The 22,204-nt window shown below is 62.4% G+C and carries 18 protein-coding genes and 4 pseudogenes; 11 read left to right on the plus strand and 11 right to left on the minus strand.

The window, feature by feature from the left end:
• Positions 1–2 precede the first annotated feature (2 nt).
• Both PYR71_RS24605 and PYR71_RS24610 read right to left on the minus strand, forming a co-directional pair.
• The gene (locus tag PYR71_RS24605; RefSeq protein ID WP_275621207.1) at positions 3–3,287 is read right to left on the minus strand and encodes a GH36-type glycosyl hydrolase domain-containing protein; all 3,285 of its coding nucleotides are present in this window, start codon (positions 3,285–3,287) and stop codon (positions 3–5) included.
• Between the two features lie 101 nt (positions 3,288–3,388).
• On the minus strand, positions 3,389–4,930 hold the full coding sequence (locus PYR71_RS24610; RefSeq protein WP_275621208.1) for a DHA2 family efflux MFS transporter permease subunit: 1,542 nt from the start codon (positions 4,928–4,930) through the stop codon (positions 3,389–3,391).
• A gap of 298 nt (positions 4,931–5,228) precedes the next feature.
• Between PYR71_RS24610 and PYR71_RS24615 the strand changes: the two genes are divergently transcribed.
• Positions 5,229–7,250 carry a beta-N-acetylhexosaminidase gene (locus PYR71_RS24615; protein ID WP_275621209.1) on the plus strand — a complete coding sequence of 674 codons (2,022 nt, stop codon included), beginning with the start codon at positions 5,229–5,231 and terminating at the stop codon, positions 7,248–7,250.
• Positions 7,251–7,259: 9 nt separating this feature from the next.
• On the opposite strand, the gene PYR71_RS24620 is transcribed toward PYR71_RS24615, so the two are convergent.
• Positions 7,260–8,123 (minus strand): helix-turn-helix domain-containing protein, encoded by an 864-nt coding sequence (locus tag PYR71_RS24620; RefSeq protein ID WP_489686407.1) that lies wholly within the window; start codon positions 8,121–8,123, stop codon positions 7,260–7,262.
• Positions 8,124–8,276: 153 nt separating this feature from the next.
• Here PYR71_RS24620 and PYR71_RS24625 point away from each other — a divergent pair, with 153 nt between their 5' ends.
• Positions 8,277–9,191, plus strand: a complete 915-nt coding sequence (locus tag PYR71_RS24625; RefSeq protein ID WP_275621211.1) for a DMT family transporter — start codon at positions 8,277–8,279, stop codon at positions 9,189–9,191.
• A 283-nt stretch (positions 9,192–9,474) separates the two neighbouring features.
• Positions 9,475–9,780, plus strand: a complete 306-nt coding sequence (locus tag PYR71_RS24630; RefSeq protein ID WP_275621212.1) for a hypothetical protein — start codon at positions 9,475–9,477, stop codon at positions 9,778–9,780.
• A gap of 20 nt (positions 9,781–9,800) precedes the next feature.
• Here the strand turns inward: PYR71_RS24630 and PYR71_RS24635 are convergent, their stop codons facing one another.
• From PYR71_RS24635 to PYR71_RS24655, 5 genes are all read right to left on the minus strand, one after another.
• Entirely contained in the window at positions 9,801–11,003 is a 1,203-nt protein-coding gene (locus PYR71_RS24635; RefSeq protein ID WP_275621213.1) for an ROK family transcriptional regulator, read from the minus strand.
• Positions 11,004–11,078: 75 nt separating this feature from the next.
• A complete protein-coding gene (locus PYR71_RS24640) occupies positions 11,079–12,302 on the minus strand; it encodes an MFS transporter (RefSeq protein WP_275621214.1) in 1,224 nt (407 codons plus the stop codon).
• A 101-nt stretch (positions 12,303–12,403) separates the two neighbouring features.
• A complete protein-coding gene (locus tag PYR71_RS24645; RefSeq protein ID WP_275621215.1) occupies positions 12,404–13,180 on the minus strand; it encodes an SDR family oxidoreductase in 777 nt (258 codons plus the stop codon).
• A gap of 25 nt (positions 13,181–13,205) precedes the next feature.
• Positions 13,206–14,069, minus strand: coding sequence for a MurR/RpiR family transcriptional regulator (locus PYR71_RS24650; RefSeq protein WP_085861695.1), 864 nt, complete (start codon positions 14,067–14,069; stop codon positions 13,206–13,208).
• A 22-nt stretch (positions 14,070–14,091) separates the two neighbouring features.
• The gene (locus tag PYR71_RS24655) at positions 14,092–14,481 is read right to left on the minus strand and encodes a RidA family protein (RefSeq protein ID WP_275621216.1); all 390 of its coding nucleotides are present in this window, start codon (positions 14,479–14,481) and stop codon (positions 14,092–14,094) included.
• A 111-nt stretch (positions 14,482–14,592) separates the two neighbouring features.
• Between PYR71_RS24655 and PYR71_RS24660 the strand changes: the two genes are divergently transcribed.
• From PYR71_RS24660 to PYR71_RS24685, 6 genes are all read left to right on the plus strand, one after another.
• Positions 14,593–15,075: a hypothetical protein gene (locus tag PYR71_RS24660; RefSeq protein WP_275621217.1), complete on the plus strand. Its 483-nt coding sequence runs from the start codon at positions 14,593–14,595 to the stop codon at positions 15,073–15,075.
• 30 nt (positions 15,076–15,105) lie between these two features.
• Entirely contained in the window at positions 15,106–16,581 is a 1,476-nt protein-coding gene (locus PYR71_RS24665) for a M81 family metallopeptidase (RefSeq protein ID WP_275621218.1), read from the plus strand.
• The gene (locus tag PYR71_RS24670; protein WP_275621219.1) at positions 16,582–17,682 is read left to right on the plus strand and encodes a D-TA family PLP-dependent enzyme; all 1,101 of its coding nucleotides are present in this window, start codon (positions 16,582–16,584) and stop codon (positions 17,680–17,682) included.
• A gap of 356 nt (positions 17,683–18,038) precedes the next feature.
• Entirely contained in the window at positions 18,039–18,641 is a 603-nt protein-coding gene (locus PYR71_RS24675) for a TetR/AcrR family transcriptional regulator (RefSeq protein ID WP_275621220.1), read from the plus strand.
• A gap of 43 nt (positions 18,642–18,684) precedes the next feature.
• On the plus strand, positions 18,685–19,143 hold the full coding sequence (locus tag PYR71_RS24680) for a cupin domain-containing protein (protein ID WP_275621221.1): 459 nt from the start codon (positions 18,685–18,687) through the stop codon (positions 19,141–19,143).
• A 56-nt stretch (positions 19,144–19,199) separates the two neighbouring features.
• Positions 19,200–19,604 carry a hypothetical protein gene (locus PYR71_RS24685; RefSeq protein WP_275621222.1) on the plus strand — a complete coding sequence of 135 codons (405 nt, stop codon included), beginning with the start codon at positions 19,200–19,202 and terminating at the stop codon, positions 19,602–19,604.
• Positions 19,605–19,827: 223 nt separating this feature from the next.
• On the opposite strand, the gene PYR71_RS24690 is transcribed toward PYR71_RS24685, so the two are convergent.
• Complete coding sequence (locus tag PYR71_RS24690; protein WP_275621223.1) at positions 19,828–20,586, minus strand: SDR family NAD(P)-dependent oxidoreductase; 759 nt, start codon at positions 20,584–20,586, stop codon at positions 19,828–19,830.
• 171 nt (positions 20,587–20,757) lie between these two features.
• Here PYR71_RS24690 and PYR71_RS24695 point away from each other — a divergent pair.
• A pseudogene (locus PYR71_RS24695) lies at positions 20,758–21,171 on the plus strand (AraC family transcriptional regulator); the annotation flags it as partial.
• A gap of 55 nt (positions 21,172–21,226) precedes the next feature.
• Here the strand turns inward: PYR71_RS24695 and PYR71_RS24700 are convergent.
• Positions 21,227–21,334: pseudogene (locus tag PYR71_RS24700) on the minus strand (helix-turn-helix domain-containing protein); the annotation flags it as partial.
• Between PYR71_RS24700 and PYR71_RS24705 the strand changes: the two are divergent.
• Positions 21,325–21,689: pseudogene (locus tag PYR71_RS24705) on the plus strand (helix-turn-helix domain-containing protein); the annotation flags it as partial. The pseudogenes PYR71_RS24700 and PYR71_RS24705 sit on opposite strands and share 10 nt — an antisense overlap.
• 344 nt (positions 21,690–22,033) lie before the next feature.
• On the opposite strand, the pseudogene PYR71_RS24710 reads toward PYR71_RS24705, so the two are convergent.
• A pseudogene (locus PYR71_RS24710) lies at positions 22,034–22,204 on the minus strand (ISL3 family transposase); the annotation flags it as partial.

Here is a 22,204-nt window from a genome sequence, read left to right on the forward strand (position 1 = left end):
TTTCAAATCTGCGGCTTCGGCTTCATTAACCGCCGCCAGGCAGCGTGATCCGTCTGCAGATCGAGGGCGGCATGCGCCGCCGGCAGCAGCGGTTTGCGCCGGCGCCGGCCGAACCGCCGTTTGAAACCTATGATATTTTCGACGAAGCTCCTGGTGTAGAGGCCGGGGCCGCTTGAATAGATGCGCCATCCGCCATCGACGGCGACGTTTCCGGCCTTGACGCGCCCCCAATCATCTGCCGCCTGATAGCGGTCATGGAAGGCCGCGTCGCTGCTGCTGAAATAGGTATTGCGCTGGCGCAGCGAAGCATGCGGCAAGGCCGTCGTGACGGCGATCGGATTGACGATGGCGATCGCCGTCCAGAGCGCGTCGGCCGCAGCATCGATGGCAAGCGTCTCGCAATAACGCAGATGCGCATGCACATACATCAGCCCGATCTCGCGGCCGAAGAAGGAGGAGGATTCGGCCCGGCGGAACAGCGTTTCAGGCCCACCGGCGTAGGTCGCTGGTTTTTCCATCAGCCGCACGCCGTCGGGGAAAAGCAGATGCTCCTCGATCAGCCGCATATGATCGCGCCTCTGCGCCGGCGTGAACAGCTTGCCGAGCATCGCCTGCGTCATCGCGATCAGCGAGAAGGACAGGTCGGTGCGCGTGTCGCTTGGATGCAGCAGCAATTCAACGCCGTCATGGGCGGGATCGAAGATGCCGTAGCCGGCAACGACGCCGTCACGCACGAGATGGCGATTGAAATCCCGGCGCATCGCCATTGCGATCTTGCTCAGCGCCTTGGCCTTGCCCTTGTGACCGAGGCGGCGCAGGATGGCGGAATAACGAACGATCTGCTCGTAGAGCAGGGCGACGGTCCAACTGCTGACCATCCAGTCGCGCAGATGCGGATCGGCGGGCTGCAGCGAATCGTTCCAGTCGCCCTCGCCATAACGGATCAGATGGGTTCCCGGGATGAAGCGTTCGCGGACGGTATCGAGCAGCTTCTCGACATGGACGGCAATGGTGTCGGCCCCGGGCGCCTTCTGCATGGTCTTTTCATCGCGCCAGGACACTTTCTCGTCGAGAATGGCGAGATCGCCGGTCGCTTCGATATAGTCGCACAGCGCCTTCAACGGCCAGATGATGATATCGCCGTGGCAGTCGCCCGCCCGGATGTTGGCATAGGGCTCCAGCATGAACCATTGCGGCCAGTCGCCTTTATCAAGGTACTGTTCGCTGAAGACCGTTTTCAGCACTTGCCTGGCCTCGCGGTCATGCTCATAGGCGAGCAGGAATTCGATCGGCCCCTGGCAGGCGTCGCGCGTGCCCCAGGCAGCAGCCGTATATTGCTCCAATCCATGCGGCACGCTCAGATGCACGATGGCGTCATGTGCAAGCCAGGGCAGGAGGGTCGCCTGGGCGGCAAGATCGGGCGAAGCGCTGGCAATCCGCATGCCGCGCACGGCGTTGCGCCAGAATGTCGATGCCGGGGCGAGCATGGCTTCCTCGCTAACACCGGCCTCATACCGTTGCGCCAGCCGCTCGGCGTCGTCCGCATCGGTCATCGAACCGACGACGGCGAAGGAGAGGGCCTGGGTCGGCCGGGAGCGCAGCGCCACGAAAGCGCCGTTGCGCGCAAGGCCGTCGGTATAGAGCAGCTCGTCGCCGCCGATCTCGTCGATGGCATCGGGCGTCGAACTCACCAGCCAATAGGCGGCATCGGGGTAACGCCCGCCCCAGAGCCAGGCGGGGTCGGGCCGGAAGGAGACGCGCTTGCGCGAGGGGTCGAAGTCGATCTGCCCGCCGGCGTCATATTCGCGCTCGCCGAGCACGACATGACCGAAGACCAGGAAGCGGCACGGCTTGCCCTCGACGGAAACGCTCCATTGCATCGCCGCATCCTCGCCGGAGGCGACGGCCGTCACGATGATCGTGTGCTCCGGGCATTGATAGATCCAGCGGCAGTCGCTCAAACCCATCTCGAAAGCCGACGGCACCGCCAGAAGCTGCCAGCCCGCGCCGACATCCGCCATGATGCGCAGTCCGCTGGCGCGCGTCAGATTGTAGGGATCGCGCGAGACGGAAAAGAGCTTGTGGAAGGAGGTGTTGCCGATCGTCAGCTGCGCAGCAAAAATGCCCTGCATCCAGCAGGTGGCGGCAAGCGTGGCATCGTCAAGCAACATGTTCTGGCCGCTTCGGACGATCGCGCCGTGGCGCCGCGCGACGACGAGCTCCTTGTCGCGCAGCACGACGTGGCGGTTGAGAGCACCGTCCGGCACGAAAAAGGAAAGCAGCTTTCCGTGGCCACGCTCTTCCAGGCTCCGCTCGGGATACAGCCGGCCGATCGCCTTATCCAGCGTCTCGACTTCCAGCAGAGGAGCGTCCTGGAGCAGGCTGCGAACCGGCGCTGCCGCTTCCGGACGAGCTACAGCATCGTCCGGCAGCTCGATGCCGTCGAGCCGCGAAAGATCGGCATCGCTCGACGCCTCGGGATGATCGGCGGCGAACAGGGCAAAGAACGTCGCCGTCGCGCCATCTGGTGTGACCGACAGCGATCTCGATTGAACGGCAGGGCAGGCGGTCTCCTGCTGGCGCCGTTCGCTCGGCAGCGGCGTGCCGAAGGCGCCGACCAGCAGGTCGTCGAGCCGGCTCTTTGCCTGCACCAGCTGGATCGCATCGGTGGCATAGGCGACAGCCCCGTCGAGGCAGCCTTGCGCGAGCCAGGGATTGCGGCCGCCCGACTGTTTGAGATTTTGCCGGTTGATCACGACGCAGCCATAGGCCTTGTGGTCGGCAATGTGGTGATCGACATATTGCGAGGCATAGGCCTCGCTGTTCATCAGAAAGCCGCGGTCGCCGAGGCCGACATCTTGGATCAGCACCAGATCCGCCGGCAGCGTGCCATCCATCAGATGCCGGATCGAGGCACGCCAGAACCATGCCGTTTCGGAAGAGTGAAGCGCGAGGCGGACGTCGTAAGCAATATCGCCTGTCTTGCCGCTCCAGGAGAAGCTCGTCGCATCATAGGCGAAACTGCCTTTGGCACGCGGCCCGACGATCTCGACGACATCGGGACGGGCGCCGCCGACGCGCAGATAAAGGCGGCCGATGCCGCCGATGAGCGGCGAGCCCTGGATCTGGTTGACCTGCACCGATCCCTTGTCGTCGGCATAGTCGATGGCAAACAGCGTCCCGTTCGGCAGCACCGATATCGTCAGGCCGGAACCGTTGCTGATCGCAAAGAGGCCAAGCTCTTCGCGTCGTGGCATTTGCAAGCTGTGCGTCCGGTTGGGGGCCATTGAGGTCTCGTCGATTGATGTCAGAGGGGAATCAGAGGATGGCGCAAATCGAGAGAAATCTTACCGGTGGCCGGCAGATCGGCAAGCGGTCGTGACGATCTTCACCCCGGCGCCGGCCGCCTGGCGAAGGGCACGCACAGCAGCGCGCAGCCGGTCAGGATGGCGACGACCATCCAGGCTTCATCGATGGCCTGAACGATTGCCGCCGTCTGGATCAGCGGATCGAGCAACGCGGTGGTATCGGCATCGAAACTGCCATTATGTCCCGATATGGCCTGAAGCGGTGCGCCGACGAAAGCTGCCGCGCCGATGTCGCCGGCCTGAAGGCGCGCCCATAGACCTTGTCCCAGCGGTTCCGAGCGCGTGTAGATGATGGTGTCGATCAGGGCGATGCCGATCGCGCCGCCGAGATTGCGCATCAGATTGAAAAGCCCGCTGGCATCGGGAATGCGATCGGCCGGCAGCGTGCCGAGCGCCAGCCGCGTCGGCGGCAGCAGGCAGAACATGATGGCGACGCCGCGCACGACCTGCGGCCAGAACATCGCGTCGTAGTCCGAACGCGGGTCCTGAAAGGCGCTCATGCCGACCCCGATCGCAAACATGGCGAAACCGACAGCCGAGAGCAGCCGCGCATCCATGCGCTTCTCCAGCGCGACGGCGACCGGCGCGGTGATCAGCTGCGCAATGCCGGTGACCAGCATCGTCATGCCGATTTCGAGCGCATCGTGGCCCCTGACGAAAGCGAGAAAGACCGGCATGAGGTAGACCGAGCCGAAAAGGCCGATGCCAAGCACGAAACTCAGGACCGAGCCGACGAGAAAGTTGCGATCGGCGAAATTGCCGAGATCGACGATCGGCCGGCGCCGGCGTAGTGTCCGGCCGATGAAGGCGCCTCCCGACACAAGACAGACCGCCAGCAGGCTCAGCACATAGGCCGAAGTCCAGCCGCTGGTCGGCGCCTCTTTCAGGCTGAGTTCCAGGCTCGTCAACGCCGCCGCCATCAGGACAAGCGACACGGCGTCGAGATGCCGGAGTTCGGACGAGTCGGCCGCCTGCCGCGGCAGAAAGCGGGCCGCCAGCACTGCCGAGGCAATGCCCGGAAGGATGTTGATCAGGAACAGCCAGTGCCAGGAATAGGTTTCGGTCAGCCATCCGCCGACGATCGGCCCGATGGTCGGCGCCAGCACCGCCAGCACGCCGGCGATCGTCGTCGCAAGCGCCTGCCGCTTGTTCGGGAACAGGATGAACACGGCCGAAAACACCGAGGGGATCAGCGTCCCCCCGGAAAAACCCTGCAGCACCCGCCAGGCGACCAGCGTGCCAAAACTGCCGCTGGCGGCACAGCCCGCCGACGCAATCACGAACAGGGTGATGGCGGCAACGAACAGCCATCGCATCGTCAGGAGCCGCGTCAAGAGCCCGGTGAGCGGGATCGCGATCACTTCGGCGATGAGATAGGCCGTCTGTATCCAGCTCATCTGATCCGGATCGATCTCGAGCGCCGACTGGATGGTCGGCAGCGACGTCGCCACCACCTGGACGTCGAGGATGGCCATGAACATGCCGACGCACATCGCTAGGAAGCCGAGCCAGACGATGGCGGGCGTTCGATCCGGACGAGCAGCTTCAACTTCAACCGACATGCGACGATCCCACCGGCCGCGGCATCCAAGCTGTCATGTTTGCGATCGAAACGATCGAGCTGTCAATCGGCAGATTGAGTATCTTGGCTCAACCCGCAGAACCGAGGGAGCGGCAGGGGCTGGCCCGCGGGCACGCGGCTTGGCCCGGAGCCACCACAGAAAATCCGCCCCGTCGATTGACCCCGGCAAAAATCCGACTATCAATATTAAATCAATTTGATTGACTTCACTGCCATGCCAATCCCGGCGCCCGCGCCGGAATGCTCAAAAGCCTGTTTTTCCTCGAGGAAAGAGTCCCATGTCGACACCGCGTCCGCACGCCCTGCGGCTTGAAACCCTTTGGAACCCGCCCGCCGACGGCCAGGAATTCTCCTACGTCCTGCGCCTCAAGAACCTCGGCAGCGAACCGCTTTCGAGTTTTTCCCTCTGCGTCAGCGGCCCGGGCCGCGTCGATCCGGCCGGACGCGTCGAAGGCGCGACCGTCTCGAAGCGGCTCTCCAATTTCACCGAATTCCAGCCACCGGCTGGTTTCGTTCTCGGCGCGGGCGAAACCTGGACAGTGTCCGTCTTTGCGCTGAGCTGGCAGTTCCGCCACTGGACGGATGGCGCGACAAGCGCCTATCTTGCGCTTTCCGATGGCAGCACCATTGTGCTCGGCATCGAGCCGACGCGCTCTTCGGTTAGCAACGCAGCCCTGAAGCGCGGCGCCGAGATCTATCCCGTTCCGGTCAACGCACCCGTTCAGATATCGGTCATCCCCTGGCCGAACCATGTCGCGGTCTCCTCCCGCCGTCCGCTGCCGGCCGGCTTTGCGCCGCAGGCGCAGAGCGCCGAAGGGGAGGCGGCGGAAAAAGGCTTCGCTGCGCTGGTCGACCATCTCTTTGCCGTCGAAGGCATCGTGCGCAGCGAGGCGGAAGGCGCAGTACCGGTCATCCTGAAGGATGCCGCCGGCTTCGGTCCCGAAGCCTATCGGCTGAGCTTCGACGAGGAGAGGCTGACCATTGAGGCGAGCGGCCGCACCGGCTTTCTCTACGGGCTCGTCACGCTCGGGCAGATCTGGCGCGGCGCCAGGCTGCATCCCGGCGTCTTCCAGTTTCCCGCATCCGGCGAGATCGTCGACGAGCCGGCGATGGGCTGGCGCGGCCTGCATCTCGACGTCGCCCGCCAGTTCTATGGCGCCGCCGAGGTCAAGAAGCTGCTGGCGGTGCTTGCCTGGAACAAGCTCAACCGCTTCCACTGGCACCTTTCCGACGACGAAGCCTGGCGTGTCGAGATCGACGCCTATCCCGCCCTGACCGAGATCGGCGCTTGGCGCGGCCACGGCCTTGCCGTGCCGCCGCTGCTGGGCTCAAGCCCGGCCCGAACGGGCGGCTACTACACCAAGGCTGTCATCCGCGAGATCGTCGCCCAGGCGAAGAGCTTCGGCATCGAAATCGTGCCCGAGATAGACATGCCCGGCCATTGCTACGCCATGCAGCAGGCGATACCGGAGCTGCGCGATCCGGCCGAGAAAGGCAGCTACTACTCGGTCCAGGGCTTTCCTGACAATTGCATCAACCCGGTCCGCGAGCAGACCTACGAGATCGTCGAGACCATTCTTTCCGAACTGATCGAGCTCTTCCCGTTCAAGGTCATCCATCTCGGCGCCGACGAAGTGCCCCTCGGCGCATGGTCCGGCTCGCCGGCAGCACTCGCGCGCCTGCGTGATGTCGCCGGCGATGCGGTTGCCGATGCCCATGCCAAGCGGCTGAACGTCGTCACCAACACGCATGGCGCCGACGATATCCACGGCTCCGGCGCGGGAATCCTGCAGGCGGAGTTCCTGGAGCGCGTGCAGCGTTTCCTGGCGAGCAAGGGCTGCATCACCGGCGGCTGGGAGGAGGCGGCGCATGGCGATGTCATCGACAAGGAGAAGAGCTATCTCTGCAGCTGGCGCAATGTCGAGGTCTCGGCCGAGCTTGCCGAACGCGGCTATCAAATGGTCGTCTGCCCCGGGCAGGTCTATTACCTCGATATGGCCCTGAGGCCCAATTGGGACGAGCCGGGCGCCAGCTGGGCGGGGAATTCCGATGCGGAAAAGCTCTATAAGTTCGATCCGGTCGGTGGCTGGTCGGCGGGCCAGAAGCAGAAGCTGCTCGGCATCCAGGCCTGCATCTGGTCGGAACCGATGACGGATCGCGCTGTATTCGACCGCCTTGTTTTCCCGCGCATCTCCGGGCTTGCCGAAACCGGCTGGACGAAGCCGTCCGCCAGGTCATGGGACCGCTTCAAGGCACTCGCAGGGCTGATGCCGCTGCTTTACGGGCTGCAACAATCGTAAGGCCGGCCTTCACTGCCGCTGCCGGTAGGCAGAGGGTGTGACGCCGGTGCCCAGCTTGAAGGCCCGGGTCATGTGGCTCTGGCTGCTGAAGCCGCAGGCCGAAGCGATCTGCGCGATCGGCTCCATGCCCGATAGCATCGATTTGGCGCGCTCGACACGACGGTGCGCCACCCAGCTATGCGGCGACACACCAAAGCTTGCGCGGAACATCCGCTGAAAATGAAAGGCGCTGAGCTGCCCGATATCAGCCAGATCCTGCAAGCGGATCGTCTCGCCGAGATGGGCCTCGATATAGTCCAGAGTTCGGCGCCGCACATGCGGCGCGAGTCCGCCGCTGATCGCGCGGGCACGCATGCCTCCATAACGCGGATCAACGAAGAGATCGTTGATCGCCTGGGTCATCGCTTCTTCGGCCAGCAGATGAACGCCCGCCAACATCGCTTCCGTCATCTGCCGAAGCCTGTCAGCCAGGACCGGTGCATCGTCGAAGGTCACTTCGGGAAGAGCCATGAGCCGCGCATCGCGGTCAAACGTCTCGGCAAACATCCGGCGCATCTGATCGTCGGGAACATACAGATGGACGAATTCGAAGAAGTCGGTGATTTCCCATTCGGACGAGTGCCCCTGCGGCATGATGCACAGCACACCAGGACGGCCGCGCGCGTCGGGGCCGCCATCCAGCCGACGCGTTCCGGCGCCACCGCTGAGATAAAGACTGAACGTATGACCGTCCGGCCGCTCATAGCTCATCCGGTCATGCGCATTGCTCCAGATGGCAGCCGATCGCCCGAAACCCAGATCGATCGACTGTGACATCCGCGCATTGGGAGATGCGGACAAAAACCTGAAAACCGAGAGGCGGCTATCTTTCACTCATCTTTCCCACAGCTGGCCACGCGTTCAGAATAATACGGGGGGACCCCTGATATGGCGAGGGGGAAGTGCGGGGACATCGATTTCATAGCAAGAATCTGCAAGAGACCCGTTCACGGTTTGCCTATTGGTGGAGAAAACAAGGATACCTCCATGGCAAATGCCGTTCTTTTCATCGCGACCGTCCTGATATGGGGGACGACCTGGATCGCCATTGCGATGCAGGTCGGTCCCGTGCCGGTCCTGGTCTCGGTCTTTTACCGATTTGCGCTTGCCGCCGTGATCCTCGTCGCCATCCTGGCTGCCATGCGCCGGCTCGAGGTCCCTGCCTTGCGCGATCAACCCTTCATCCTGGCGCAAGCGCTCTGCCTGTTCAGCCTCAATTTCATCTGTTTCTACAACGCTGCCGCCTTTGTTCCTTCAGGGCTGATCTCTGTGATCTTCTCGCTCGCAACGATCTACAACGCCGTCAATGCGCGCCTCTTCTTCGGCGACCGCATTACCGGCCGCACGCTCTTCGCAGCGGCGCTCGGCGCAACCGGCCTCCTGCTGCTGTTCGGAGAGGAGGTTGTCGTCGATTTCGACATGGGCACGTTGAAAGGGATCGGGCTCGCAGCGCTCGGCACGCTGTTCTTCTCGCTCGGCAACATGGCATCGCGCCGCAACAGCGCGGCCGGCATCTCGCCGCTGACCGCCAATGCCTGGGGAATGACCTATGGCGCGATCATCCTCCTCGTCCTGATTGCCGTGACGCGGACGCCGGTCGTGGCACCATCAGGCATCACCTATCTTGCCGCGCTGCTCTATCTCTCGACCATCGGATCGGTGATCGGTTTCACCACCTACCTGATGCTGGTGTCGCGCATCGGCTCCTCACGCGCAGCCTACGCCACCGTGCTGTTCCCGATCGTCGCCCTGTCGCTGTCGACGGTGTTCGAGGGCTACCACTGGACCGGTCTCGGCCTGATCGGCCTGGCGCTGACGCTTCTCGGGAACGTGATCATCTTTGCGCGCCCTCTCGCACGGCGGTCGCCGCAACCAGATGCGAGCTTGCCGGCACGCAGCTGAAGGACGGGCAGCGTCGCGGTCTTTCAGATGGATCGCGACGTCTTCGACCGTCGTATTCCCGCGGATCTCAGGGCTTTCCGAAACCGCCTGGACGAGGCCATCGCCCAAGCCACGGAAACGCTTCAAAGGAGCTCGGAGGACACTTGAGTCTTACGATCCGTTAACCACCTTCAATGTCGTAGAAGGGGAAGCAGAGGAGAACGCTCATTCCACTTGCGCGAGGAAAAAATCGCGAGATGCTGCGAGTATATGTGGGCGATTTTTCCAACGGCTAGGGCAAGGAATGACGCACGGCGAAATCAACTTTGCGATCCGCGTCACGCTGGGAATTGATGTTGTCATCATCTGCGTGCTGATCGCATACTTTTATGTGCGTAACGAAATGCTCGCGGCACGCGCTGCCCGGATAGGGAATATAACTTACCACGCCCGAACTATTTTCACGGGAATCGCCTATGGTCATCCCGATTGCCCGCCCGAGATTGCCGCAGAATATCTATCTCTGAGGCGTAAATTGCACATAATAATCACGATCGCCTCTTCTCCGATGATACTCTACATGATTTTTCTTCAGAAATACTTTCACTGAACGAAACCATCCCCTGGCCGTTAACCGACCGGCTTCTGCAGCACGTCGAAGCGCGGATTGGTTTCGGAAAAGATCGGCAGGGCGGCCGCGCCGAGGATGGCGGTATCCTTGCCGGTCATGCCGATCATGACGCGGGGAACCGTTCGCTGCCGGCCGGGATCGATCGGATCGTGCAGCGGCTCGAGCCGTTCGGCAAGCCGGCGCATCAGCGATGTCGGTAGGCTGCCGCCGAGCACGATCGTCTGAGGATCGAAGGCGAGTTCGAGGAAATCGACGGTCTGGCGCAGCGGCTGGACGGCCTGGTCGAGCCAGGCATCCAGACCGTCGCTGCCCCTGTCGATCAGCGCGTCGAGCGCGTCGGGCGAAAGCTCCCCTGCATCGGCGATGCCCATGAATTCGTAGGCGACCGATGGCGAGACATAACGATCGAGGCAGCCGCGTTTGCCGCAGCTGCAGAGCCTGCCATGCGGCTCGACGATGATATGGCCGATCTCGCCGGCATTGTGGCGGCTGCCCTTGTAGAGATGGCCATCGAGGAACATGCCGGCGCCGATGCCGCCGCCGGCGGCCAGAAACAGATAGACGAAGCTCGCGAGGCCGCGGGCGACGCCGTGCAGGCGCTCGCCGATCGCCGCGGCCGTCGCGTCGTTCTCGACCAGCACCGGCACATTGAGCCGCTGCTCCAGCTCAGGGCCGACGGGGAATCCCTGCCAGCCGGGCAGGCTCTGGGGGCTGAGCGAGGTGGTGCCGCCCTCGGCATAGCGGCCGGGCAGGGCGATGCCGACGCCGAGCAGCCGCTCGTGGTCGAAGGCGAAGGCCTGTTTGAGATGCTCGACGATCGACTGGAGGACCGGCATCGCCTGCTGCGGATCGGGGTGTTCGACCTGGCGCTCGATGCGCGCGCAGACGGCGCCGGAGAGATCGGTCAGCACGCCGCTCGCCTGCTGGCGGCCAAGCTCGAGGCCGATCGAATAGGCGCCGGCCGGATTGATGGAATAGGGAATGATCGGCTGGCCGCGCGCCACCTTCTGCGCCTCGGCGGCGACGAGCAGATGCGACCTCTCCAGCTCCTCAACGATATTCGACACCGTCTGCGGCGTCAGCGCCGTCATGCGGGCGATCGACGCTCGCGACAGAGAACCGTGCGTGCGGATCAACTCGATTACCACGCGCCGATTGTGAGACTTGGCCTGCTCGAGATTCGTGCCGGAAATCGCCTTCATGTCGCCTTCAAAGGATAAGCCTCACCACCCTTGTCACAAGACGGGTGGCGATGAAAGCCACATTCTTCGTGCCCCCTATTGAACCTCGGCGTCGGCGGGCGCAACGGCATTGCGCCGCTGCAGCAGGCCGAGGATCGTGATCCCAGACAGGCCGGTGACTGCGCTCAGAATGGCGGTTCCGGAATAGCCGGTCGCCCAGGTGCCGGCGGCGAAGACCAGCGCACCGATGCCCGTACCCACAAAGACATTGACGGAGATCAGCGCGCTGCCGAGCCCTGGCCGGTCGCCAATGAGATCCTGCAGGTAGGTGATCGGAATGCTGATGATCGCCGCAGCACCGATGCCGGCAAGCAGGGTCAGCGCATAGAGATGCCATGGAACGGAGGCAAAGCCGAGCAGGCCGAGAAATAGCGCGTAGATGATGGTGCCGGCGGCCAGCGCCGTCATCTGGCCGGTCTTCCGGGCGATCCGTGACCAGACGATGATGAAGATGATCTCCAGCGCTGCGACGATGCCGACGAGAATGCCGACATCGCTAAGCCGGCCATGCGCCGCGCCCGTGGCGATCAACGGCAGAAGCGCATCATTCAGATGCAGCGTGCTGGTGATCAGGGCGACACCTGCGATATGCGCCGAAACCCGCGGCGACACCACCTGGCGGAGCGCTTCGAAATAGGTGAGACGGCGAACCTCCGCCATCATCGCTCCGGCGCGCTTCGGAAGAGCAAAGAGGATGATGCCCTGGCACAGCACACAGGAGAGGCTGGCGAAGAGATAGGCCGGCAGCATGCTCGACGCGCCGGAGAGGACAAGACCCGTTATACCGGGAATCAGCACCCAGGAGAGCGAGATCATCGCGCGCACGCCGGAGTTGGCCGTCATCATGTTGCTGCGGCTCATGCCGTGCATCGCCGCGCGCGCATTGGCAAACAGCAGCGGGTTCAGCGCCCCGTAGATCGGCAGCGGCAGCAGCGCGCTGACGATGAAGGTCGCCGGGCTCGGAAAGGCATAGACCATGCCGTAGCCGACGATGCCGAACAGACAGGCGCCCATCATTGCCGAACGGTATTCGCCGAGCCGGTCGGCAAGATTGCCGAGCAGGACGCTGATCACCACATTCACCGCTGCCGAGGCAAAGGCGAGGAAGGAATAGAGCCCGTCGCTCAGCCCCAGTTCGCGAATGCCGACGATTGAACGATAGGGCGCGGTCATCGCCCCCGCCATGCCGAAGGTGAAAATGGCAATCATGCTGGCGCGGATCGCCGGATTGCGGAAGACGTCGGGAAAGAAGCGACTCATCGGATCATCAATCGTCAGGGAAATTCGCAGGCTCGGCCGCAACGGGCAGCCCTGAAGGTCAGGCTATGCTGTCTTGTCGGCTCGGAGATCGGAGCGGCTGATCAATAATGCTCCGATTGGGAGAAGGTTCGCGCCAGCTCGGCCTGGCCAGCCGTGAGACCGCAATCGACGGGCAGGCAGACCCCGGTAATTGCGGCGGCGAGCGGACCGGCCAGGAAGCCAACGGCATTGGCGACATCGCGAGGATCGACGACGCGCTGCAGCGGATACCAGCGGCGCGCCTCCTCGAAAACATTGGGATTGGCGGCGGCGCGTGCCTCCCAGGCCTGCGTCTTCACCGTGCCGGGGGCGACGGCATTCGAGCGGATGCCGAACTTGCCGTATTCCACCGCGACGAGCCGGGTGAAATGCAGCAGGCCGGCCTTGGCCGCGCTATAGGCCGGGTGCCCGAAGACATGCATGCCATTGACCGAGGCGATATTGACGACAGACCCTTTGGAGGCCTTCAGCATCGGTTCGAAGGCGCGGAAGCACAGGAAAGCGGCTTCGAGATTGAGCGCATTGTCCGCCCGCCAGATCCCCGGCGTCGTATCATGCAGGCTGGTCGCCCGCGCCGCACCGGCATTGTTGACGAGGGTTCGAACCAGCCCGGCATTAGCGGCGCGTTTTGCCAGTTCTGATATGCTCGTCTCGCTGGTCACATCGCAGCCGACGGCCACGAAACGGCCGGCCGGCCCGAGCTTGGAAGCGACGGCGGCCGCAGCCGCAGCATCGATATCGGCGAGCAGCACGACGTCGTGATCTTCGGCAAGGCGTGCGGCGATCGCCGCACCGATATCGCCCGCCGCCCCCGTGACGATCGCTGCCGATTGGGTCATTTTCCCGCACTCCCGCTCATGGGTTTCAGTCTCCAAGCAATTGCCGGTCGTCGCCGTCGCGGTGGATGACGAGCTGCTGCTTGATGCGCCGCAGCGTGGTCGTCGCCTTCGGCTGAACGGCATAGGCGACCAGGCTCGAGAGAATATCGACCGTCGCGATATAGGCGATGCGCGTCGAGGTCGGACGGTAGATATTATTGCCCTCGGGAAGGTCGATCGGCACGACAATTTCGGCGGCCTTGGCAACCGGGCTGTCCGTCTGGGTCAGCGCGATGGTCTTCACCTTGTTCTGACGGGCAAGCTCGAAGGCCCGCACCAGCTCCAGATTGCGGCCGGAGAAGGACGAACCGATCAGCACGTCGCCCGGCCGGGCCGCCGCCGCCATCATCAGCTGCATGCTGTGATCGGAGCTGGCGGTGATGCGAAGCCCGAGACGGAAGAGGCGGTTCTGCAGCTCGTCAGCAATCATCGACGAATTGCCGCCCGAGCCGAAGGCATAGATCATGTCGGCCTTGGCGATATGGGCAACGGCCGCTTCGATCGCCGCCAGATCGAGCGAGCGGTGCAGCAGAAACAGCGCGTTCTGCGCCTTGGTGATGATATCCTGGGCGACATCGGCCGGTTCAGTGCTTTTCGATTCCGGCTTCAGATAGCGCACGCCGATATGGGCGGTGCGGGCGAGCTGCACCTTGAAATCGGAAAAGCTCTCGCAGCCGAGCCGGCGGCAGAAGCGGGTAACGGTCGGCGGCGAAACCTCGGCGCGTTCGGCGAGCTCGATGATCGAGGCATTCACCGCAAACTCGAAATCATTGACGATGATTTCGGCGATGCGGTTCTCCGAAGGAGAAAGCCGGCTCTTATCTTCCTGCAATGTCGAAAAGATATCCAAACCGACTCCCACCGATTTTTCGCTATGCGTCCTTCTTCTTATAGGCCACGCAATCGATCTCAACCTTGCAATCGACCATCATCGACGATTGCACACAGGCGCGTGCGGGCGGATGGTCGCCGAAATACTCCTGATAGATCTTGTTGAAGGTCCAGAAGTCGCGCGGATCATCGAGCCAGACGCCGACGCGCACCACATCCTCGACGCCATAGCCGGCCTCCTCGAGAATCTCCAGCACATTGGCGATCGTCTTATGGGTCTGGGCGATGATGTTGCCGTCGATGATTTCGCCGTCTTCCATCGCAACCTGGCCGGAAACATAGAGCCAGCCATCGGCTTCGACCGCATGCGCGAATGGCAGCGTCTTGCCGCCGGCGCCCGTTTGAACCGTGCCATAGCGTTTGATGGGCATGCTGAAGTCCTTGCAAATTATTTTCTTGATACGTTGACAAATGACCATAGAAAGCGGAATTTGACCAGTGAAAAACGCGATTTATGAAAAGAATTTCAATCCGGGGCACACATGCGCGATCCTTTTCAAAACCCTTTCCCCTCCGACAGCGCCCGGCACGCGATCTGGGAAATGCTCGTTTCGCGCGATATCGATGCTTTTCTCGCCGCCGACTGGGCGATGGTCGAGCATGATTTCGTCGAAGAAGGCTTCATCGGCATCGACGGCCGCAAGGAGGTGAACCCCGACAAGTGGCGGCTCACCTTCCCGACGCTCGCGGCCTATCGCGAGGAGTGGCTGCGGCAGGCGAGAGATTTCGCCGGGCAGAGTTTCGCGGAAGATCCGCGCACGGCGATCTTCACCACCACGACGCTCGAAGACATCGAGATCGAAGGCGAGACGGCACTGGTCCGCAAGAAGTTCGACGGCGGCATCACCAAGGCCGACGGCACCCGCGATATCCTGCAATGGCAGACGCTCTATTATTGCCGGCGGCACGAGGGACGCTGGAAGATCTCAGGTTTCACCGGCTACCTGCCGAACCCGATGGGGTGACGCGGGGCCTGCAACACGAAGGCCACTTTCTTGCGCATATTCACGGCAGCACTGGCGACCGAGACCAACACCTTCTCCCCGATCTGCGTCGATCGTCGCGCATTCGAAGCCTCGCTTTATGCCCCGCCCGGCCAGCATCCTGATACACCGACGCTCTGCACCGCGCCGATCACCGTCGGCCGGCCCGTCGCCAGAGAAAAGGGCTGGGAACTGATTGAGGGCACCGCCACCTGGGCCGATCCGGCCGGCCTCGTCAACCGCACGACCTATGAGGAACTGCGCGACGAAATCCTCGACCAGCTCCGCGCGGCCATGCCTGTCGACGCCGTCGTCATGGGCCTGCACGGCGCCATGGTGGCAGCCGGCTATGAGGATACGGAAGGCGATCTTCTATCCCGCATGCGCGACATCGTCGGGCCCGATGTCCTCATCTGCGCCGGGCTCGATCCGCACAGCCATCTCACCGCAAAACGTGTCGCCGCGCTTAATTTCGCCGTCTATTTCAAGGAATTTCCGCACACGGATTTCGTCGACCGCGCCGAGGATCTCTGGCGCATCGCCGTCGACACGCTGGAAGGCCGGGTCGAGCCCCGCATGTCGGTGTTCGACTGCCGGATGATCGACGTTTTCCCGACCTCGCGCGAGCCGATGCGCTCCTTCGTCGACAAGATCATGCGGATCGAGAAGGATGACCCCGAGATCCTGTCGATCTCGGTGATCCACGGCTTCATGGTCGGCGACGTGCCCGAAATGGGAACGAAGCTGCTCGTCGTCACCGACAACAAGCCGGAGAAGGGCGCCGCCCTGGCGCGCGAGCTCGGCCTCGAACTCTTTTCCAAGCGCGGCACCTTCATGGTGCCGCAGATCGACGAAAAGGAAGCGGTGTCCCGCGCCATGGCCGCCACCGCATGGCCCGTCGTCATTGCCGATGTCTGGGACAATCCGGGCGGCGGCACGGCGGGCGATGCGACCGTCATCCTCGCCGAGCTGATGGCCCGCGGCGTCACCAGTGCTGTTATCGGCACCATCTGGGATCCAATGGCGGTGCAGATCTGTTTTGCGGCAGGCGAGGGGGCGGAAATTCCGCTGCGCTTCGGCGCCAAATCGGCGCCCGGCACCGGCAACCCGATCGATGGCACGGTCAAGGTCGTCAGGCTGGTGAGGAATGCCGAGATGCAGTTCGGCGAGAGCCTGGCGCCCTTCGGCGATGCCGCCCATATCGTGCTCGGCGGCATCGATATCATCCTCAATTCGACGCGCGCCCAGAGCTTCGATCCGAGCCTGTTTTCGGTGATGGGCATCGATCCGACCAAGCAGAAGATCCTGGTGATCAAATCCACCAATCATTTCTTCGCCTCCTTTTCGAAGATCGCCGCGGAAATCCTTTACTGCTCTGCCGGAACGCCCTATCCCAATAATCCGGCGACGACGCCGTACCGGCGGGCGCCGAAGACGATATGGCCGATCGTGGCCGATCCACATGGGTTAAAACGCGGAGCCGCCTGAATGCCTGATCGCAGCTTTGCCGTCGTCGCCAAGGCCGGAGACCGGATCGCCGATCTCTCGACGCCGCGCCCCGTGATCGACGAAGACCGGCTGGCTGCCAATATCGCCCGCGTTCAATCCTATATGGATGAGCACGGGCTGAACTTCCGCCCGCACATCAAGACGCACAAGATACCGGCACTCGCCGTCGCCCAGGTCGCCGCCGGCGCCAGGGGCATCAACTGCCAGAAGGTCACGGAGGCGGAAGTCTTCGCCGAAGCCGGCTTCAACGACATCCTGATCACCTTCAACATCCTTGGACAGCAGAAACTCGAGCGCCTGGCCAGGCTGAACGAGCGCATTTCTGATCTCAAGGTCGTCGCCGACAGCGAAGTGACGATCGATGGGCTGGCAGCGCATTTTTCCGGCCACAAGCCGCTGACGGTGCTTGTCGAATGCGATACCGGCGGCGGCCGCTGCGGCGTGCAGACGCCGGAAGAGGCGGCCTCGCTCGCCAGGCGCATCACTGCTGCCGACGGCCTCACCTTCGGCGGCATCGTCACCTATCCGAAGCCGCAATCGGCCGCCGCCGTCGAAGCCTTCATCGCCGAGACGCTGGACCGCCTGAAATCCGACGGCATCACCTGCCCGATCGTCAGCAATGGCGGAACGCCGAGCCTGTTCGAGGCGCATCTCGTCCCCTCCGCCACCGAACACCGCGCCGGCACCTATATCTACAACGACCGCCAGATGGTGCGCATGGGCCATTGCAGCGAGGACGATTGCGCCATGCACGTGCTGGCAACGGTCGTCTCCCGCCCGACCGCCGACCGCGCCGTCATCGACGCCGGCTCGAAAGCGCTGACCTCGGACCTCCAGGGCTTCAGCGATTACGGCCTGATCGTCGGCTATCCCGAGGCGCGGATCACCAGCCTTTCGGAAGAACACGGGGTGATCGATCTTTCGAATTGCACCGGCCCTCGGCCGCAGATCGGCGAGAAGCTCTTCATCATCCCGAACCACACCTGCGTGGTGTCCAACCTGTTCGATACGATGGTGTTTCATCGGGGCGGGGTCGTGACCCGCGTCGAGGAGGTCGCGGCCCGCGGTCTCGTCTGGTAGGAACCTGTACGGGTTGAGGGCGAAACTGCCCTGATCGCCGAAGAGCGCAGTTATTGGTGAATTGCTGGCTTTCGGCAGGAATGCGGTCGCTGATATTGTGAGACGCGCCGCGCAGCGGATGCCTTCGTGGCCCGAGGATTAGAGCCATGGGACAATAATTTTCCCATCGGTTTATGGCCGGGGCTCGGACCTTGAGCGTAACCCTGATGCCATGGAAATAATCCTTCACTTTCAACGATATCGGTCGCGGGAAAGCCACTTTAGCAAGCGCGGAGTCATGAGCCCGCGAGAAAGGCATTGACCCGCATCCAAAATAATGTCACTAATAATGACATGAATACATCAAGAGAGACATAATGTCAGGATCGGCTGATACACGAAAATATTCCTCTCCGCTGAGAGAACAGCAGGCGCTCGAGACGCGCGAGAGGATTCTGCGCGCGACGCTGGATCTCCTGAACGTCAATCCATTCGGCGACATCTCGATGGATGACGTTGCCAAATCCGCAGGCGTCGAGAGGCGGACGGTTTTCCGGCATTTCGCAACGAAGGAAGCCTTGTTCGACGCATTCTGGATTTTCATCAATGAAGGCATGAACGCGCAGACTTTGCCATCAACGCTCGACGAACTCGTTCACGCGCCGATCGATATGTTTCAGCAGTTCGACAAAAACCAGGGCGTCATACGCGCAAGCATTCACACTCCGGCGGGATACGCAATGCGTATGCGTAGGATTGCGGCACGCCGGAAGGCATTCAAGCAGTGCTTTACCGCCGCCGAGATGGAGCCGGCTTCAGAAAACGGGAAGAGGGCCGAGGCTCTTTTCCACCTCCTGTACAGCGCAGGGGCATGGGAAATCCTCAAAGACTACGCCGGCCTAACCGGTCAGGAGGCCGGAGAGGCGGCGTCATGGGCAATGCAGGTCATTTTGAAAGCCGCAAAGCCCGACGCCCAGTGACCGAATAAGCAATCGAGTTAAACCTATTCAAATGGAGAGTGACATGGGCATGGCATACAAGACGCAAGAAAGCGCGGAAGCCCTGTGGGTTATCCGCGACAAGGTGCAGTTTATGGGCGAAGTTCCCGAAATGGGCTTGAGCGTCCTTGAGGTGACAGTGCCTCCCGGTTCCGGAACGCCGCCGCATAAACATCAATCGATAGAGATATTCCGTGTTGTGAGCGGCGAAATCACCTTCACGCTCTTTGATGCGGCGCCGCCTACCCAGATTGTCGCACATGCAGGCGACGTTCTCACGCTACGCTCCTACCAGCCGCACAATTACGTCAATACCGGCACCCTGCCTGCACAGATGCTGTCGATCGTCGAAAACGCCATGAGCCGATTTTTCCGCGACCTCGGCCACACGGAGGTTCCGCCCGCCGGCCCGCCCTCGAACGAAGAGATCGAGACTGTGATGGCCGCCTGCCAGCGGCATGGCATCGAAATCCTGAACATATAATTGAGTGCAGCAACAACCGGAAGCCCGCTTGCCCCTCTTTTTCAATGGTGAAACAAATGCTTTCGCGTATTTTTCTCAGACTCGGCGCGAGTTGCGGGCTGGTCGGCATGACGCTCGGCGTCTACATGGCGGCATCCCACGATCACGTTCTCGCGCCTGTTCATGCCCACGTGAACCTTATTGGTTGGGTGGGCATGTTCCTCGCAGGGCTATTTTACGCCCAACGACCTGATGCTGCAGGCGGCACGCTTGCCCGTGCCCACCTTGCCTTCACCGTCGCCGGGTTGCTCGTCCTCGCGCCCGGCCTCGCCGGCGTACTCCTCGGCTATCCGTTCGGCGAACTCATGGCAGCACTCGGATCAATCCTCACAATTGCAGCGATGGCGCTCTTTGCCGTGGTGGTGTTTCGATCCGAAGCAAACCCCGCAACCTCGCCGGATCACCGACCGGCCCGCCATTAGCCATAAGGGCGAAATGAGGCCATCCCTGCTTCCAAGGTGTCGCCGACAGCGAGGTGACGGTCGACGGCCTCGCCTTGGCGGCATGTCGCCTATCCCCGCGTGCTGGCGTCGGACTTGGTTTGCCACGCTGCGTGATCGGCGTGGAGACCCTCTCCTTTCGCCCGGCAAAATGCCTTGGCACGTAAGAAAGCTCCACGCCTTCCTTGCGCAGCCATGGCAGCAGTTACAGCATCTGGCCACCCGAGATATCGAAACAGGTGCCGTTCGCCCAACTCATGTCGTCGGAGAGGATTGCGGCAACCGCGCTGCCGATATCGTCCGGCAGACCGACGCGGCCGAGTGCGATACCCTGCGCGACGAAGGCCTTGACCGCCTCGTTATCGCGCACCGCGCCGCCGCCAAAATCAGTCGCGATCGCGCCGGGGGCGATGGCATTCACCCGGATCCTGCGCTCACCCAGTTCGACGGCCATGAAGCGCGTCAGGACCTCGGTCGCCGCCTTCATTGCCGCGTAGACGCTATAGCCGGGCAGGGTGAATCGGACGAAACCGGAGGAGACATTGAGGATACGGCCGCCGTCCTCGATCAGCGGCAAGAGCTTTTGGGTGAGGAAGATCGGACCGCGCAGATGTGTCGCGACCAGAGCGTCGAACTGTTCTTCCGTCGTCTCCGCGAAATTGGCGAATACGCCGATGCCGGCGTTGTTGACGAGATAGTCGAACTGCTGACGGCCGAAAGTATCGTCCAGCGCCGTGGCCACAGCTTCGACAAAGAGTGGAAAGCCCTGCGTGTCGGTCACGTCGAGCGGGATCATGACGGCCTTGCCACCCTTCGCTTCGATTTCGTGCCTCAACGTATCGGCTTCGGCCGCGCCGGTGCGGTAGGTGCCGATGATGCCGACGCCACGGTCGGCGAGGTGAAGCGCCATGGCGCGACCGAGACCGCGGCTGGCGCCGGTGATGAGAGCGATTCTGTCAGTCATGTTCTGCCTTTCAGAGAGAATAATGGCGAGCGGCAAATCGCTCACGATGAGCGCCGCCTGCCTCTGCAAGGTAGCGACAAGCCTTCACCTAAACGCGCCTGATCGGATCAACATTTGCCCAATTGTCTCAACTGGCATGCCCGGTGCCAAAGGTACTGACATAGTGCCGCAATGACCGAAGTCTTCGAACAGCATCTTGAGATCGCCTTGCGCCACGCCAAGCCTGACACGCTGCTCACGCCGATTCCGCGCGTCGAGCTGCTGGTCGGCGATCGCCCGACCGGTGAGACGCGTTGCCTTTATCGGTCGATGGTCTGCTTCATTCTTCAGGGTTCCAAACGCGTCGCCTTCAACGACAGCATTCTGAGCTACGACAGCTCGCAATATCTGATCAGCGCCCTCGATCTGCCGCTGATGGGCCAGGTGTTGGACGCCGGCCAGCATCGCCCCTATGTTGCCGTCTCATTGACACTCGATCCCGCCTTGCTGGCAGAGCTGGCCGCTGCCATGCCGCCCAAGCGGGAGAGCGACGGCGAGCAGATCGGGCTGTCGATCAATCCGATGACGGTCGAGCTTCGTGATGCGCTGCTTCGGCTGCTTTCGCTGCTGGACAAGCCCGCCGACATCGCAGTTCTCGCGCCGCAAGATGCCGTCGAAGGGTGGACCCCGCCATGCCATGGGCCCGCAACGACAGCTGTGCGTTCGACGGGAAAACAATGAGCGGCGCGTCCTGGCGCTGCCCATCTGGTCGCCATCAACCTCGGCCTCAAAACCATTCCCGTCGATCGGCGTCGCGCCCGCGATCGCGAGACCCGACTGCTGGGATCGCCCAGGGCCTGATTGCGGCCGCCGAGCTCGGCATGAAAGAGCACGACCGGCTGGTGTTGGCGAAAACAATGATGGACCGAAAACTGGATGGACGCCGAACCTCGTCTAAACTTCCGGAGCTCGTCAAGCTGGTGATCGGGAAACCGCTGGTGTCGGCAAAAATAGTGGCGAACACGCTCGAGGTCACGCCGCAGGCGGCGCGGCGGATTGTTTTGGAGCTTGGCCTCAGGGAGATGACGGGCAGGGGGAGGTTTCGGGCATGGGGAATCGTTTGAAGCAAATCCTTGAGCCGACGTTGGTCAGCTACTGTACCATCCGACAACGATCGACCGCGTCTTCATTCCGTGAAATGGAAATGTGGCGGTGCTCACTAAATTCACGTGCCACACAGGACGGGACCAGCGCCCCTGATGCCGATGCCTTAGCCGACTTGGCGGCTCGCCTTCACGTTCGAAGAGAGCATTTTCTTAGACCGGTCGCCAACAGCGACCGGCCTCTGTTTTATCGCACCTTGGCATCGAACTTGGTGAAGGATTTGAATTGCCAGGATGTCAATCGGCACCCAAAAATTCACCCCTTATCGGCGTCCAATTTTGGGTCTGACGCAATGTCGATGACATCAGGGTGCTCCCCCGATACGTGCCTCAAGCAAATCGAGTTTCCCGCGCCCGTACATCTGGCGCTTGATGAGTTTCAGCTTGGTGATCTGGCCATCTGTCTGGCCGTTCGACCAGATTGAAGTTATTGCATTCTGAACCGCTGCTCTGTCGCGGATAACTCCGTTGGCGAA

The organism is Rhizobium mulingense, from assembly GCF_029194105.1.
GTDB lineage: Bacteria > Pseudomonadota > Alphaproteobacteria > Rhizobiales > Rhizobiaceae > Rhizobium > Rhizobium mulingense.